The 16,133-nt window shown below is 62.6% G+C and carries 13 protein-coding genes and 1 pseudogene; 5 read left to right on the top strand and 9 right to left on the bottom strand.

Annotation, left to right across the window (positions count from 1 at the left end; translation table 11 throughout):
* Positions 1-319: 319 nt before the first annotated feature.
* From OCH7691_RS22275 to OCH7691_RS22300, 6 genes are all read right to left on the bottom strand, one after another.
* The gene (locus tag OCH7691_RS22275) at positions 320-1,129 is read right to left on the bottom strand and encodes a DUF6339 family protein (protein WP_085885830.1); all 810 of its coding nucleotides are present in this window, start codon (positions 1,127-1,129) and stop codon (positions 320-322) included.
* On the bottom strand, positions 1,126-2,040 hold the full coding sequence (locus OCH7691_RS22280) for a hypothetical protein (protein WP_085885831.1): 915 nt from the start codon (positions 2,038-2,040) through the stop codon (positions 1,126-1,128). Before OCH7691_RS22280 ends, OCH7691_RS22275 begins: the two co-directional genes overlap by 4 nt.
* Positions 2,037-3,884 (bottom strand): hypothetical protein, encoded by a 1,848-nt coding sequence (locus OCH7691_RS22285; RefSeq protein ID WP_085885832.1) that lies wholly within the window; start codon positions 3,882-3,884, stop codon positions 2,037-2,039. Before OCH7691_RS22285 ends, OCH7691_RS22280 begins: the two co-directional genes overlap by 4 nt.
* Positions 3,881-4,885 carry a PD-(D/E)XK motif protein gene (locus OCH7691_RS22290; RefSeq protein WP_085885833.1) on the bottom strand — a complete coding sequence of 335 codons (1,005 nt, stop codon included), beginning with the start codon at positions 4,883-4,885 and terminating at the stop codon, positions 3,881-3,883. Before OCH7691_RS22290 ends, OCH7691_RS22285 begins: the two co-directional genes overlap by 4 nt.
* Positions 4,878-7,397, bottom strand: coding sequence for a Z1 domain-containing protein (locus OCH7691_RS22295; RefSeq protein WP_217808202.1), 2,520 nt, complete (start codon positions 7,395-7,397; stop codon positions 4,878-4,880). The genes OCH7691_RS22290 and OCH7691_RS22295 overlap by 8 nt, the downstream gene beginning before the upstream one ends.
* 208 nt (positions 7,398-7,605) lie before the next feature.
* Positions 7,606-9,138 carry a DNA cytosine methyltransferase gene (locus OCH7691_RS22300; RefSeq protein WP_176245213.1) on the bottom strand — a complete coding sequence of 511 codons (1,533 nt, stop codon included), beginning with the start codon at positions 9,136-9,138 and terminating at the stop codon, positions 7,606-7,608.
* A 67-nt stretch (positions 9,139-9,205) separates the two neighbouring features.
* Between OCH7691_RS22300 and OCH7691_RS22305 the strand changes: the two genes are divergently transcribed.
* Both OCH7691_RS22305 and OCH7691_RS22310 read left to right on the top strand, forming a co-directional pair.
* Entirely contained in the window at positions 9,206-9,742 is a 537-nt protein-coding gene (locus OCH7691_RS22305) for a very short patch repair endonuclease (protein ID WP_085885858.1), read from the top strand.
* A gap of 94 nt (positions 9,743-9,836) precedes the next feature.
* A complete protein-coding gene (locus OCH7691_RS22310; RefSeq protein WP_217808204.1) occupies positions 9,837-10,751 on the top strand; it encodes an HNH endonuclease in 915 nt (304 codons plus the stop codon).
* A 180-nt stretch (positions 10,752-10,931) separates the two neighbouring features.
* On the opposite strand, the pseudogene OCH7691_RS22315 reads toward OCH7691_RS22310, so the two are convergent.
* The 3 genes and pseudogenes from OCH7691_RS22315 to OCH7691_RS22325 form a co-directional block, all read right to left on the bottom strand.
* Positions 10,932-11,153 (bottom strand): annotated as a pseudogene (locus tag OCH7691_RS22315) (integrase core domain-containing protein); the annotation flags it as partial.
* Positions 11,154-11,351: 198 nt separating this feature from the next.
* Positions 11,352-11,681: a heat shock protein HspQ gene (hspQ, locus tag OCH7691_RS22320; protein WP_085885836.1), complete on the bottom strand. Its 330-nt coding sequence runs from the start codon at positions 11,679-11,681 to the stop codon at positions 11,352-11,354.
* Positions 11,682-11,813: 132 nt separating this feature from the next.
* Positions 11,814-12,299, bottom strand: coding sequence for a methyltransferase family protein (locus OCH7691_RS22325; protein ID WP_085885837.1), 486 nt, complete (start codon positions 12,297-12,299; stop codon positions 11,814-11,816).
* Between the two features lie 150 nt (positions 12,300-12,449).
* On the opposite strand from OCH7691_RS22325, the gene hutC reads away from it, so the two are divergent.
* The 3 genes from hutC to OCH7691_RS22340 all read left to right on the top strand — a co-directional run bounded on the left by hutC (position 12,450) and on the right by OCH7691_RS22340 (position 16,128).
* Positions 12,450-13,208: a histidine utilization transcriptional repressor HutC gene (gene hutC, locus OCH7691_RS22330; protein WP_085885860.1), complete on the top strand. Its 759-nt coding sequence runs from the start codon at positions 12,450-12,452 to the stop codon at positions 13,206-13,208.
* A 61-nt stretch (positions 13,209-13,269) separates the two neighbouring features.
* Complete coding sequence (locus OCH7691_RS22335) at positions 13,270-13,899, top strand: YfbR-like 5'-deoxynucleotidase (protein ID WP_085885838.1); 630 nt, start codon at positions 13,270-13,272, stop codon at positions 13,897-13,899.
* 132 nt (positions 13,900-14,031) lie between these two features.
* Positions 14,032-16,128, top strand: a complete 2,097-nt coding sequence (locus OCH7691_RS22340) for a methylmalonyl-CoA mutase family protein (RefSeq protein WP_085885839.1) — start codon at positions 14,032-14,034, stop codon at positions 16,126-16,128.
* The last annotated feature ends 5 nt before the right edge of the window (positions 16,129-16,133 follow it).

Consider the following 16,133-nt stretch of genomic DNA (forward strand, 5'->3'; position numbering starts at 1 on the left):
GCGCCCGACTCGCGCCAGGGCAACAAGCTGTTCCCTGAACTCAGGCGGGTAAGGGTTCCTCGTTCTCGGCATGATGACACTCTCCTCTCACAACTCGGATTGTGTCCACGAAACCGGGGGAACTCCAGCGAATGACGTATATTGTGGCTAGAGTCACGACAGATTTCGCTTCGTATGATGATTTTCTTCACCGTGCTCTGACAGCTCTAACCCAGACATTTGCTTTTTCTGCGGAGAAAGCTTGAGCAGAAATATCAACTTCCCAACGTAGCACCGTCATTCTTGGCACTCCGGATAGCGCGCGCGATCCATCACATAACTAGGGGCCTCTGCCCGAAGCGGCGGCGAAGTCCTCCCGCTGAGGAATGCCTTCAGACGATCTCGTGAATGCGCGCTCAACCTCCTGTCCGAGATCCTCGGTGGGCAGGAAGGTCAGGTCGATGATCTGGTTACGCAATCTCAGCAATTTGGTTGCTCGCCTCATGACATCTTCCATGCGCTCCCGCCCAATTCGATCAGCAGTGTTGAGCCAACCCGTCGCGATGGCTCGGGCAAGTCGGGCATCCGAAGCGATGGAAGCGCGCTCGAATATCTGAACCATAGCATCTTCGCTAAGCCCCTCAAGCAAATGCCAACGTCTCGCACCTGCCATTTCGCCCAGATCGAGGGTCCGCCCGCGCATCCAAAGTCTCTGGAAGGTGTTCCGGACGCCCCCGGCGAAGCGTGCTCTTTGTCGCGCCGAGTAGCGCCAGACAACGAGTTCCTGGAGCATAATGCAGGACAGGAACGCCCAGAGGTCGTCGCGCAGCAGTTCGGGGGATGCAAGCTGCGGATGCCCTGCCAGCCATTTCGCCGCTTCGACATCGAATGCGGACTTTTGCCTGTCGGAAGCGCGGCCCGGATAGCCGTGCCGCTTCGCGATCGCTGTCATCTTGGCTTGGATCTCCGCGACCAATTCAGGTGAGACCGAACCACCACTCGGCGCATACCAGATCCATGCCTCGTATTCGGTCAGGCGTCTGTCGAGCTCCATGAGTTCCACCTCGGCATCCGAGAGACGCTCGAGATCTTCCAGGCACCGGATCACGCCTATGTCGTTCAGCCGGGGAAGAAGTCTGACATTGCTCACTTGATATCCCCCAGTTCAGCCGCAGCATGGATGCTGGCGTGAAATAGACCGGGGAGACTGCGCCGGATAGTCATGACCTCGGACAGTTCACGCCCCGGAAATGCCAACTGCAACCAGCCTTCGATCTGCGCACCGACCGAACCCTCCTCGCATCCGTCGAGATGCTCCGCTAGATCTTCCGCGTCGAGGGCCGCCCCGACTATCTGCACCATCACGTCGCCGAGGATCGCCTGGAGCGTGAGCGTGTCACCTTCCACGACCCGCTCAGTCAGTTCAGAATGGTCGGAATTGACATAGAGGCGGATCGAGCCACCGAAATCGGCGCCGAACCCACCCGGTCGCCATGCCAGATACCAGGGAGCAGTGACGTGCCGGGAGCTTGGAAATGTCTCGCTGAAAGAGACTACCTCGATCGGAAAACGGTTGTCGCCGCCATCCTCGAGCTCGACCGAAAATTCAACTGACCATAGACGAGACCCGATGCGGGTCGGAGACAGAGTCGAGGCGTTTTCGGCAGGTGCCGCGAGCAGCACGTCAATCCGCGCGCACAGGCGCCCGGAAAGCGTGTTCCCTGGCACGATCGCACTCAGATCCATCGGCTGATCCGTTGCCAAATCGAAAAGCTGGGAACTCACGCGCTCTACGATTCTGGGAAAGCGGCCCCGCCCGGTGCCGATCTTGAGAACGACCGCGAGCTTCAACTCCTCCTTCGGGATCGCGAGAATCTTGGCGGCAACGGTCACGTCGATTGAGATGGACCCGCGGAGTTCAATATCCGCTGCATAGTCCCAATCGTGGAGGATGGGCTTCATCGGGAGGAGGTGAGTAGCAGCCCGGCCGATCATCCATCCTTCGAGCGTCACCGCTTCATCTGGCAAGCTCAAGAACGGAAGGGCAAATGTTGCGGTCATGCTTTGCCTTCCTCCTCGAATCTGAACCGGATGCCGACGGCTGCATCTTCTGGTACAGTGACCCTGCAGCAGACGATACCCTGCGCTTTCTGGATCCTGATCCCCTCCTGTCCCGCGATCCGGCCCTCGAGAGAGAGGTCCACGAGGTTAATCGTTATTTCACCGGGCAGGTCATCGACCGAGGTGTAGGAGCCATCCAGCACCAGGTGCGGGTTCGCGTGGAGTAATAGGTCGGGCCGACTACCATCGTTCGTCAACTCTGCCACGAACCTAGCGACGCGCTGGCTGTCACGATGCTCGAGGCCGACAAAGCGTGGTGCGGAAATCGTGATCTTCTTCTTGCTCCTGACACCTCCGGGGAAAGTCGCCCGCCCTGGTCCCTTGCCCGAGGTCCGCGACAGGAGCCTGCCCAGCTTGGCGGCGGTCTTCGCCACTGACGGCCCACGATCCTCGCCCGTTCCAAGCGCGGCTTTCGGCTGCACGTAGGTCGCGGCTGCCAGCTTCAGGTCTCTGAGCGCCACATTGACAAAGGTCTTGGCCCGCCCCTTCGGCAGCATGTCTGGGGTCCAGTCGTCATGAGCCGGGGGTTCGGCTGCGGAGAAGGCCTTCTCGATATCGTCTTCCTTCGAGCACATGAAGACGCCGGCCCATTCGAAACGCTTGTCCGCGAATGCCTCGCCGGGCAGGTATCGAACGACTAGTTCGACGGGTCGCATCAGTGCGATGGCGTGAGCCTGATCGCGCATGGGGCTTCCATCGCGCAGCGCCATTAGGTTGCGTTGCGCATGTAAACCCCGAACGATCGAGAGACGACCAAGATCCGCGACCGGTCTGGCGCAGCGGATCGTCGTGATTTCCCCATCTCCTTCACCGCGCACGTTCCGTAGCGCCTCGGCGTAAAGATCTAGCGGCGGATAATATTCGGGCGCTGGGATTTCGACATGCTCTCCTTCGAACTCCAGCGACACGTCGATCTTCCGCCCGGTTGGTGTGAACCCGCACATCCGAGGCCAGAAATTCCAGAGAACCGTTTCCACAAGCTCGGCGCGCAGATCCTCGCCCCGATCGACATGTGGGGCCACGATCGTGACAGTCGTGCCAGGCCGGCTCTCGTCTCGTGGCGGAAATCCGAGGAGTTCGGAGAGCTCGGCCGCAGCCACTCCCTCGAGCGGCTCGACGCCGCTTTCGGCATCGTCACGACCCCACCAGTGCCGCCCGGTGAAACGGCGACGCTCCCCGTCAGTGGTGGCCTCGAATGCATCGCCAAGATGGCACCCCATAACCCGGCGGACCGGAATTCCGTTGTAGGTAGTTTGGGTGTCGGCGATGATAGTAGAGGCGCGGCTCAGCGCGTAGAGGGAGGTCTTGCCATATCCGTAGGTTCCACCCCCGTGATGCGTATCCCGTGCGGCGCCGACATTGCGCATGAAATTGACGAAATCCAGTGTTTCCTTGCCCGCTGCGACATCTGCGCGGGTCGGACCGACAAGTCCGCTCGTGTTGAAATCGGCAATCTCGAGCAGGGAAACCTGATCCTCTCGGAGGATCTCGCGCAAGTTCGCACTCTCTTCTTCCTCGCTCGCCGTCTCGGCTTCTTCCGGCGGTAGTGTCCGGAAAAACAGATCGCGCAGTTGCGCAAGCGCCTCTCCCTCGAGGGTCCGAAAGCGCAGCAGAATCTCGACCCGATTGCCCTCCGGGGCAGCGTCGACGGAGTTCTGCAAGGCTTCCCGAATCACGGTTTGCAGGAGGCCGAGCGCGGGGCGACCCAAGAGGCGTCGGAAGCCCTCGCCGGCGAGGTTCCCAGTACGGGCGAATTTCTCACTATGCAGATCCAGTGGGGTCATGCGGCGAACTCCGAGAAGAGGACCTCCGTCTGTGCTTTGTCGAGCAGTTGTGCGTGGGCCGTCGCGAGGTCGATCTCGTAAGTCAATGCAACAACTCCCGCAGGCAGGATGCACCCCGGAAAGGATGCGGGAGTTATGCTCGGGAAACCGGCCGACACGGCGTAGATGTTGATTCCCTCGAGCGCGAAACTCGTGGCGTTCCACCCCTCGGCCTGGGGATCACGACACCCTAGCTCGGCCAGTCGTTCGTCCAGGACTAGCGCGTCCGCGCCGTGCTCGATGATAGCGCGGTAGAGCTCGGTAACAGAGAGCTCGCCGCCGTCTACGGGCTCGATCCGGAGGTGCGCAAGGTGCAAGAGGCCATCCGATGGAGGCAGCAATTGCTCCGGCCCATGAATGGTCACGCGAGTCGCGTCGGAGCGGAGCGATGTTTTGACCTCGATGGCGATATTGCGACGCCGGAAGTCATGGCGTTGGCCGATCGGCCCGGTCCATCCGTCCAGTGCGGCAGGCCGCATGGCCGTCAGCCTCTCTAGAATAACGAGTTCGCCGATCAGCCCACCGAGCGTCGTCAGGGGGATTTCGCCCTCGGGAGTTTGGGCGAGAAGATTACGGAAATCCTGGATGGTACCGTGGACGGCGGCTTCCGGGCCTTCACCGCTCTCCAGCCGTTTCAGGATCTCCTCGACCAGTTCCGTGAAGACACGGGTCAATCGTGAATTGCACAAGGTGATGTCGATGAAATGTTCGAGCTTTCCACCCGATCTAAACGAGGTGCGCGCGAGGAGGAGATTGCGGCTGCCCGTGTTAGTCGATCTTCCGGCCGGACGCCCAACAGGAACGAGGAGCCGCGGCTCGCCAAGGGGGCCGATCGCCACACGGGCCTGACCGTAACCGGTTGTTACCGCCGTTGCCCGGCTTGGAACCTCGAGTATTCCATCGCCTCGGCCGGAGGCGGAGATCTCGGCCCATTCCCTCTCGAGCGTTCCGGTATCAGGCATCGGTGCCTTCCACTTCCTCGATCTGGTCCTCGCTCTCCTCTGTTTCTTCAAGAGCAGGGGCCTCGATATCGACCGAGAAATAGCCGCCCGATCGATCCTTCTGACCCGGAAAAACGATACCGAAACCGACAATGTCCGAGACGGCATCGAGTGCCACGCGGGATGGAGGCTTGTCGCCACTCGAATTCCGTTCCTGCGGGTCAGATCTTGCGTCGATCAGATACAAGAGGAGCAACGGGGTCGCTGGCCTGCACGACTTGTAGGTCGTCCAGTCCTCCTTGCCCTCCGGTTTCCGGTCTGCGTCGATCAGGATGTCTGCCTTGGACATTAGGGCCTTGATGTCGGCATATCGCGGGGAAGCCTCGCGAAGCCGAGAACGTCGCATGGTTGGAACTAGCCCGAGCCCACCGAGCGGTCTAGCGGATTTCGTGGCCGATTGCGTGCGGATTACCGCGACATTCCATCGGGCAAGGGAGCTCTCCGCCTCATCGAGATAGCGGATGAGGTGGGTCTTCTTGAGGTCCATATGTTCGTCCGAGATCTCGGTGGCGGCCAGGAATCGTCGCACGGACTGAAAGGGGATATCCCGGAACAGCAGCCCCCGGTTCTCTTCGGTGGGGACGGTAGTTGCCAGCATCAAATCCACGAGCTCGGAGGCAGCGTTCCAGTTGCCGCCTACAATCTCGCTGTCGCGATGGTCGAAGCGGATGGTCTGGACGTGTTTTCCGGAGAAGCTCATGCTGGTGCGGAAGGCATGCTTCATTTTCGCCGCCGCTGTGATCGCCATGCCTGGGATTGAACGCACTTTCACCGCGAAGTCGCGTGGCGTGAGCTTGTTTTCGCGATAGACCGCGATGTCCTCGCGAATCTCCTCCTCGATCACCGCCAGAGATCGGAACCTTGAGGCGAGATCCTCGGTCGTCCACAGCCGGGGAAGATCCTCGTAGCCGCGACGATAGCCGAACCAACGACCCATCTGGAGCAGGGTGTCATACTGTTTCGACGTCCGGAGGAAGAACGAGACGCAGAGCCCCTCGAGCGTGAGGCCACGGGCGAGTACCGTTCCCCCGACCACGATGCAGGTGACAGGGTCACCGGTATAGTCGAGGCGTAGGGCTTCATCCGTCTCGCCATTCTCGACCGGATAGCGGAGCGCATCGAGGACGGCGGGAAGGTGAGCGAGGACCATGTCGAAATCCTCGGGAATGCGATCCTGGCCGGCCGGGGCTGTGCGCTCCCGCTCATCCTCGAAGATCTCCTGCAACCTTGCGGTAGGTTCGCCAACTCTCGAGATCAGGTCGGATTTCCTTTGCTCCACCCAGTTCCGGATGAGTTCGGACATGTACTTGTGTTGACGCACAAATTGCGAGGAATGGACCAGCATTGACATGTGCTCGCCTTCCTGGCCACGGGCGTGGCGGATCGCACAGCTGGCGAGGAACCACAGAATCGCGTCTTCGAGGCTCCTAGTCATCTCAGGATGGAAGCTCTCCTTGTCCTTCGGCGAGGTTGTCCGCAGGCGTTCCGGCTCGTCCTCCTGGAGGAGGCGGATCATATCCCGTTCTTCGCTTCCTTCTTCTGCGCTGTCGCTGCCGAAAACTTCCAATGCTCCGAAATAGCCGATCGGCCGCTCGAGTGCTGTGATGAAATCTCTTGGATAGAGGTCATCAAGATCGTCGTCGTTCCCGTAGGGATAGGGATTGATGAAGACGTTGGCGAAAGGTGTTGCGGTGTACCCCACATAAGTGACAGCGGGCAACGCCGCCAGGACTTGCCTTATCTCGGCATTGATCCGTGTCATGTCGTACTCGCCGCGTGCGGAATTCACGGAGGCCTGATCGCATTCGTCGTCGATGAGGAGTACCTTGAGTTGCCGCAGGACCACCGGCGGCGTCCGGCATATCGTTTGGCGCAACTGCTTTAGTCGGCTCCCTTCTTTCTTCATGACGATCAGCTGGGCGTGGCCTTCCGCCGGCATGACGAAGCCCCCGTTTGCGGGCTGGACGAAATCGCCGCCCGGAGCGCTGGTTGTGTAGAGTTGCCAGAGCGTGCGATGGCGCAGCACATCCTGCTCGAAGCGATCCTGTGTCTGCTTGCGCAGCTTGTTCGTCACACCGCCAAGCACGATGATCATGTTGTAGCCAGCATCAACTGCCTTGGCCATGACGGCGGTCATGTTGGCGGTCTTCCCGGATTGCACGTATCCCACCACCAGCCCACGGCAGGCGAACTTGTCCCTTCCGGGGTTGCCCAGGAGCGAGACAACTTCCGTCGAAGCCCTGTCCAGCGAGCCGATCGTGTCGAGGTTCCAGCCCTTGGTCTTGAGATACTCGTGCAGCGCAGTCCAATGATGGCTATTTGAGCCGGGTCCCTTGTACCAATCCTCCGGCAGATCGACGATCGAATGCCTGCGGAGGACCTCCACGTCTTGGATCTCCGCTCTCACGATATCCACCGCCGCAGTAAGATTCGCGATCATCTCCAGACTGAAGGGCCCGAACATCCCTTCCATCTCGCGCCTGCAGGCCACAGCAGTCTCCTCGAGCGTTCCATAATTCGCACGTCTCTGTCGTAACTGCGTGGCGAAGGTTTCGATCTGGGGAGATGGCATGGCTGCCTCTAGTGTGGAAATGAACTCTCGTTTCTAAGCACTGGACTGTTTCATCGTCAAACGTAGAACGACAGAATAGCTGCGAGCACTCGCGGAAACGCTACCGCAATCAGCTTAAAACGCCGAAGAGCAATCTGGCGATCTGCTGTGCCAAGAAAGGAGGGACGGCATTTCCAACCTGGACATACTGCTGTGTCCGGTTGCCGAGAAAGAGATAGTCGTCGGGAAAGGTCTGCAGCCGGGCTGCCTCGCGCACGGTCAGGCTGCGGCACTGGATCGGATCGGGATGAATGAAGTAGTGGCCATCTTTTGAGATGTGACTCGTCACCGTGGTCGAAGCCTTGTCGACAAGCTGAACCCGGAAGCGGTCACTGAAGACGCCACTATGCCAATTACGGTGATCCGGGCTGAGTGCCATCGGGAAATCGGCAGCCTTCGGACTGTGGCGATTAACAACTCCGAACACGGCCGTGAACAGGTATCTAGCGAGGTCCGAGGCCATGTGCCCGCGCGTCTCATGCTGGGCAACTGCGTGCAGTTCCGGTCGCTCGAGCCATCGCAGCAGTTCATCGTTCGAAGTGCCATACTCCTCCGGCAGGCATGACGATGTCCGACGCTTCGGCGCTTCCTCATTTATTCGCTTCGCAACCGAGGAAAACGCTTCGCAAAGCGTACTACCCCCCATCCCCTTGTAGATAGCGGCCAACCGCTTCGCGGCGTCAGCGACCTCAATTCGCCAAGCAGTCGCGTCGTCAAGGCCACGGCTGATGCCGCTGCGCAAGGCAGGCATCGTGCCGATGGCATCGCGAACTGTCCGCGCCACCCCCGTGATGGCGATCTCAGCTTCAGTGGCCTCTACCGCAAGGTCGGATCGGATCCCGACAACGATTACCCGGTGGCGCCGCTGCGGGACCCCGAATGCCTCTGCGCGTACGATGAAGTCCGAAGGCTGAGCCACCTCCCGCAGTTGGGCCTTTCCATTCTCAACACGGATAGCGCGCAATAGATAGTGCTGGCCGTGGCCCGCGCCGAGCGAGGAGAGATCTTCCATCAGCATCTCGAAGACCAGACGGCTCTCGACGGTCGAGGACAGCATGCCCTTGACGTTCTCCATAACGAAGGCGGCGGGGCGAAGTTTGTTGAGAACCCGGATGTATTCTCGGAAAAGGTAGTGCCGCGCGTCCTCTTCTGGGACATAGTCGACCTTGCCCCTCGACCGGGCGCGCCCCACCAGAGAGTAGGCCTGACATGGCGGCCCGCCGATCAGGATCGTGTCGTCGTACTTGGCCTGCAGTTTCTCGATGGCGCTATCGATGGCGGTCGCCGCTGCTTCAGTGCCCAGTTCGAGCGCGCGCGCTTCGTCAATAGCGTGCTGCCACGCTCCAGCGTCGACGGCTGACCAGTCCGGTTCGGGGGCATGTCCCGCATGGAACTCGACAAACTTTGCGGGCAAGCCTTCATGACGTGCACGGTATTCGCGCAGGAAAGCGCGCAGCGTCAGGGTCCGATGGGCCGATGACTCCTTCTCGACCGAAATGCCGATTCGGAACGGCGAATGGCCTCTCTCGACGAGAGATGAGAACCCTTCGCCAAGTCCGCCCGGACCGGCAAACAGATCGACAACGCCGAAAGTGGAAGGCAAATCGGACTCCTGACGAGTTTTGCTCACAGGGTGTATACTAGGTTCAAGCACGAAAACCAGGGCGCATGTGACCGATATCGTGGACCAGAAGACCCGTTCTCGGATGATGTCGGGAATTCGGGGAAAGAACACTAAGCCCGAGCTTGCGCTGAGGCGGGCATTGCACGCGCGCGGTTTCCGATTCCGGCTCCATTCGAAGAAGGTCCACGGGCGACCAGACCTCGTTCTGCCGAAACTTCGAGCCGCCGTCTTCGTGCATGGCTGCTTCTGGCATCGTCACGTGGGGTGCCGCTACACCACGACCCCATCGACCCGCCGGGACTTCTGGCAGGAGAAGTTCGAGGCGAATGTCGCTCGGGACGAAGCTGTTCTTGGAAGGCTTCTGGAAGACGGGTGGCGCGCCGCAACCGTTTGGGAGTGCGCTCTTCGGAAAACGAATCAGGTGAACGCCACCGCCGACCTACTGTCAGCGTGGCTGCGGTCGAACGAACTTCGGCTCCAGATCGGCAACGAGGACGGCCGTACCAATCTCTACACATCACCCACAGACTTTGAGTGGCCGTCGGAAGAGGCATCTTCCGTCATTCGACCGGATATCCGTTAAACTCCTGATACCCAGCCTCGCCAGACTCCTCTGAACGCTTTGGTGCCGGGCCTGTTTGTCGTATCAATGGCTTGAGCGGTTGCGGAGTGCCGATGTGCTGAACCCCAGAGATGATACGGGCCGGAAGCTCGATGCGAGCTTCACGCTCGAGAAGCTGCCGGATGGTTTTGCCCTGACAGTGGAGTCCCGGGGCGGATCAGACCATGGCCCGAACCCCAGCCGGAACAAGAACTACGTCGAGGGAATGCTTCTGCACCTGAAGCGCATGGCGGAGCATGACATGCGCCTCGATGAGATCCAGGTGGCCAGCGCGAAGGCGCTGCGGCTGTCTGGATCCGAACGCATTGTCTGGCCTGAGGGCTACCCACGGCCACTCAGCATGGCCGCAGTGAGCGACTTCAATGATCTGCGCCTCGCAATCGGCCGTCAGTCCGCCGCCTTTCAGAATACGTCGAACTCCACCGGCAACAACAGCAAGAGAATGAAGCTGATTGTGCGCTCGCCAGAGGCGGCCAACATGGCTATTGACCAGCTGGAAGCCATTTTTACGGGACTCAACGGCGCGTCGGTCTGGACGGAAGCCCCAGCGTCGAATGAAGAAGAGCTCCGCGAGCGTGTGGCCAACGCGCGCCGCAAGGCAAGACGTTCGTCCGCGAAGGGCAAGACACCTCCTGAAGGACAGAATGACGTCAAGCGGGTGAGTGGCTCATCGGAACACTTTGTCCGTGATCCGAACGTAATCGCCTGGGTGCTTGAACAGGCCGCTGGGTCGTGTGAGGCCTGCAGTGAGAAAGCCCCGTTCCGGCGCGACGACGCTGAACCGTATCTGGAGGTACACCATGTGCGCCCGCTGGCAGAGGGCGGGCCAGACACCGTCGATAATGCGGTAGCCTGCTGCCCGAACTGCCATCGGCACCTCCATTACGGTTCAGGACGGGAAAAGTTCAGGCAATCGCTGCTCGAGCGCGTCGGTCGCCTGAAGGACTGGCCGCAGAAGCCCATCGCCTGACCACGGTCGTTCCGTTCAGCACAAGCCGCCCGCTCATGCAGGCCCCCCCATGCTGGCATTGCATCTGTTTCGTTGTTGACCTTGCTCCCTGAATAGCCGCTGTTTGGAGTTAGGGTCTGTTTCCGACTTGATGCGCTCCCCGACGTACCCTCGGCGGGCGTTAGAGTTTTCCGCCTTTTTTCAGCGCCACGGGCTGGCTGCGCGTGCTGATTTCATAAGCGCTGCCGGGACCTTGTTACCGATCGCGCTGTGTGGCCGTTCCTCATTGTAGTCTCTACGCCAAGCCTCCAGCTTTTCCGTTGCGTCCGCAAGGCTCAGGAACCAGTGGGCGTTCAGACACTCGACCCGCGGACGACCGTTGAACGCCTCGACATAAGCGTTGTCGGTCGGCTTTCCCGGCTGATGGGACACTCCTCGCCGGCATCGACGGACATCTACGCGCATCTGGAGCCCGATGCGGGCGAGCTGACGTTCGGCGGACGTTCTCCGCCCATTCACCGGCACACAGAGAAGCTGCTAGTAGAGTAACCGCTAGTCGTCCGCTGGACGGCGCCTGGAAATCAAAAGCCAAACTCAAGGATTTCTGCGGGTCTCGGCGGGCTAGTTGTGTACCCGGTCCTTGAGTACATACAGCCCGTCTTCCCGACCTGAGAACATCTTCTGGATCATCGGGTGGCGGCAGGGCGCGTTGGTTTCGTCCGGCAGCAGGTTCTGCTCCGAGACGTAGGCCTCGTAGGTTGTCTGCTCGTTCTCGGCCAGCAGATGATAGTAGGGCTGGTCCTTGTGCGGCCTGATCTCCGCCGGGATCGCCTCGTACCATTCGTCGGTATTGGCGAACACCGGATCGACGTCGTAGATCACACCGCGAAACGGAAACAGACGGTGCCGCACGATCTGACCGATGCGGAACTTGGCAATACGAGCGGTCATTCTTTACTCAATTTCGGTCAGTGTTGTCCAAAGGGCCGCGGGGAGAGCGATTCCGCCATCCGCACATGCCCTTAGTATAATCCCGCCCGCCGTTCCGGGCCAGCGGCCGGATGCGGAAAGGTCGAGCGGAATTCACAACCAGCGCCGGACCCGGGCCTTGTAATCGAGATAGGCGGCGCCGAATTTCCGTTCCAGATAGGCCTCCTCGCGCTTGATGACGCCTTCGTTCATGATCAGCAGCAACAGCGGCAGCAGCAGGATTGCCCAGTCGGCGGCTCCGGCGACGGCGATGCCCAGATAGAACGTCGTGAGCGCGATGTAGATCGGATTGCGGCTGAGGCGGTAAGGGCCTCCAGTGACGATCGCCTCGGTCGGCAGGTTGGTCGGGACCGTCGTGCCCGCGGCCCGGAAGCGCCGCGCCGACATCGCGACAACGGCGATCGCGGCAACGATCAGCAGGCCTCCCGCGCCGTATCGGACACCAGCGGGGAGACGCTCCAGGATGTCGATTGGCCAGATCCAGCGGTCGAGAGCGAAGGCGACCGCGAGAAACCCGAGATACAGCAGCGGCGGGTGGGCGATCACCCCCGCATGATCCGGCTCCGTCCGTCCGCTCATCGCATCCTCCTCGGTGAAAGACCGGCCACGACGGTATCATGACAACAACATTGTCGAAAATCCGAATCCGTCTACCGGAGACCGCCCGCGCACTTGTATATACAATGCCGTGTCGCAGCCGCATGGCGCCAGACGCCGGACGGGGCCTTCATGACGATACGCATTCCGCACTATCAGCGGATCAAGAACACGATCCGGGGGCGGATCGACCGGGGCGACTGGCCGGTCGATCATCGCATCCCGTCCGAGCACGAGTTGATGCGCGCGCTCGGGGTCAGCCGGATGACGGTCAACCGGGCACTGCGTGAACTGACCGGTGAAGGCGTGCTCCGCCGGGTTCAGGGCCTCGGCACTTTCGTCGCCGATTCCCGCCCGCAGGCGGCGCTCCTGGAAATCCGCAATATCGCCGACGAGATTCGCGGTCGGGGCCGGGACTACTCGGCGCGCCTGATCATGTCGGCCTCGGAGACGGCGAGCGCCGAGATCGCCGCCGATCTGGATCTCACGGAAGGGGACGTCGTCTATCGTACCCTGGTCGTCCATTGCGCCGACGGAACGCCGGTCCAGATCGAGGACCGGGTCGTCAATCCGGCCATCGCACCGGACTATCTCGGCTGCGATTTTACCGTCACCACGCCGCACGAGTATCTGATGCGCGTTGCCCCGCCGGTCGCCGTCGAGCATGTCGTGGACGCGGTGCTTCCCGATGCGGAGACCCGCGACCTGCTCGGCATCGGCGCGGCCGAGCCTTGTCTCCTTCTGCATCGTTGGACCTGGTGCGAGGGGCAGGCGGCGACGCGGACCTGGCTGACCCATCCGGCGAGCCGCTATCGGCTGGGCGCGACCTTCAGACTGGGACCGCCCGCGGCGGACGAAGCCTCCGCGACCCGACACGTCGGGAGGGACTAGCCAGCGGGCGGGCAAATCCGCAGGATGTCGGACAGGATCATACAAGCGCGAAACGATTTTCATGAATGACAGGTCATCGCGTGCCTGGCAGCGGATGCTGTCCGGGCGCCGTCTCGATTTGCTGGACCCTTCGGCAGTCGATATCGAACTCGCCGACATCGCGCTCGGGTTGTCGCGGGTCGCCCGATGGAACGGTCAGACGACCGGCGAGCATGCCTTCTCGGTCGCCCAGCATTCGCTGCTCGTCACCGATCTGGTGACCGAGGATCCGCTGGCCGGAAATCCGCGCTTCCTGCTCGCGGCGCTGCTTCATGACGCCTCGGAATATGTCACCTCCGACCTGATCACGCCGTTCAAGGCGGCGGTCGGGCCGGAATACAAGAAGGTCGAGGCACGCCTGACGCAGGCCGTGCACGTGCGTTTCGGGCTGCCCGGCGTGCTTCCGGTGAGCTGGAAACGGGCGATCAAGCGGGCCGACAAGACGGCCGCCTATCTCGAGGCGATCCTGCTTGCCGGATTCTCCGAACGCGACGGCCGGCGGATCCTCGGCTACCGGGGCGATGCGCCCGCTGTCACCCTCGAACCCTGGCCGCCGGAGGTCGCGAAGGCGGCCTTTCTCGACCGCTTCGCGGCGATCGGCCAGGAGATCGATGCTGCCGACAGGAAACCGCGGACAGCGCGCCGGGCCTGAGCCAGGGATGTCCCGCCGGGGCGGTCCGCTTGCCGCCGGGATGACGGGATGCTATGCGATCAGCAACGAATATGGTGCGCCGCAACCGGCGCCCGGCGCCCGACCCGGGGCGAGGCTCGAGGCAGGAACGGTATGACTGATCAGGATCTGGTGCTTGCAGGGGATTTCCCGGCCGTTGACGACGCGGCCTGGCGGGGCCTCGTCGACAAGGCGCTGAAGGGTGCGTCGTTCGAGAAGCGGCTGGTGACCAGAAGCCTCGACGGTATCGAGATCCGGCCGCTCTACACCCGCGACAAGGACGCTCCGCGCGACCGTTCGGGCTTTCCCGGCGCGGCGCCGTTCACGCGGGGCAGCGATGCGGCCGGTGCGACCCGCTGGGGCTGGGAGATCCGCCAGCGATTCGCCCATCCTGAGCCTGCCGAGAGCAACCGGGAAATCCGCCGCGACCTGTCCGGCGGCGTCAATTCGGTCCTGCTGCGTTTCGATCGGGCCGCCCGGAATGGCCTCGACGGCGACCGGGACGAGGCGCGCGAACTGGCCGGCCAGGGCGGCGCCATGGCTTACGGGCTCGACGATTTCGAGCGCATCTTCGACGGGGTCGCGCTTGACGCGATTTCGGTGGCACTCGAGGCCGGCGGCGCCTTCCTGCCGGCAGCCGGGCTGCTGACCGCGCTTTGGGCGCGGCGCGGGCTGGCCGACGGGGATGCGCACGGCGCCTTCAACGCCGATCCGCTCGGCACGCTCGCCAGTGATGGAGAACTACCCGGCACGCTGGAGAGCCAGCTCCGTGCACTTGCCGATCTGGCCGCCGCGTGCTCCGAGCGATTTCCCGGCGTCACCGCCGTCGCCGCGAGCGCCGTGCCCTATCACGATGCCGGGGCAAGCGAGGCGGAGGAACTTGCCGCCACCATGGCGACGGGGGTCGAGTATCTCCGGGCGATGACCGGCGCCGGACTCGGCATCGACGAGGCCGCCCGCCAGATCGCCTTCACCATCCCGCTCGATGCGGATTTCTTCCTCTCGATCGCCAAGCTCCGCGCGGCGCGCAAGCTCTGGTCGCGGATCGCCGGGGCGAGTGGCGCCGGCGAATCCGCCCAGGCCGCCCGGATCCATGCCGAGACCTCATGGCGGATGCTGAGCCGCCGCGATCCATGGGTGAATCTGCTGCGCAACACCGGGGCCGCCTTCGCCGCCGGCGTCGGCGGCGCGGAGAGCGTAACCGTGCGGCCGCATACCGATGCGCTCGGCCTGCCGGCGGAACTGGCGCGCCGCATCGCGCGCAACATGCAGGCCGTTCTGATGGAGGAATCCTCGCTGCACCGCGTTATGGATCCGGCCGGGGGAAGCTGGTTCGTCGAGGACATGACCGACCGGCTCGCCGCCGCGGCATGGAGCCGCTTCCAGGCGATCGAGGCGGCCGGTGGCATGGCGAAGGTGGTCCTCGACGGCAGTCTTGCGCGGGACATCGCCAAGACGGCGGATCGCCGGGCCCGGCGGATCGCCCACCGGGAGGAGCCGATTACCGGCGTCAGCGAATATCCGCAACTGGAGGAGACGGCGCCCGAGATCCTGCGTCCCGACCTGTCCCGCCTGGCCTCGGAACTGCACGGACGTTTGCCCGACATGAAAGCCAGGGAAGCCGCTGCGGCGGCGCTTGACGTGCGGGGCGATGGCCTGCTGGCTGCCACGGCGACCGCGGCTGAGAAGGGTGCGACCGTCGGGGCGCTCTCGGCTGCCTTGTTCACGGGCAGGCAAACCGCGCCGGTCTTCACCCGTCACCGGCTCGCCGAAGGCTTCGAGGCGCTTCGCGACCGCGCCGACGCCCATGCCGAGGCGGGCGCGCGGCCGACCGTATTCCTCGCCACCCTTGGCCACCAGGCGGATTTCGCCGCCCGGGCCGGTTTCGCCCGGAATTTCTTCGCCGCCGGCGGGATTGCCGCGGTCGATGGCGGGGAGCTTGCCGACGGGAATGCCGCCGCGAAGGCCTTCCGCGAAAGCGGCGCACGGGTCGCCGTGCTCTGCTCCAGCGACGCGCTCTATGGCGAGAAAGCCGAGGATACCGCGCGGGCGCTCAAGACAGCCGGATGCGATGCCCTTTATCTCGCCGGCCGGGCGGGCGATAATGAGGCGGCCTATCGTGCCGCCGGGATCGACGAATTCGTCTTCGCCGGCTGTGACGCGCTCGCGCTGCTCGACGCCGCCCTGACCCGGATGGGAGTGGACCAGTGACCGAT

It is taken from the genome of Oceanibacterium hippocampi (genome assembly GCF_900172325.1).
In the GTDB taxonomy this organism is placed as follows: Bacteria; Pseudomonadota; Alphaproteobacteria; order Sneathiellales; family Sneathiellaceae; genus Oceanibacterium; species Oceanibacterium hippocampi.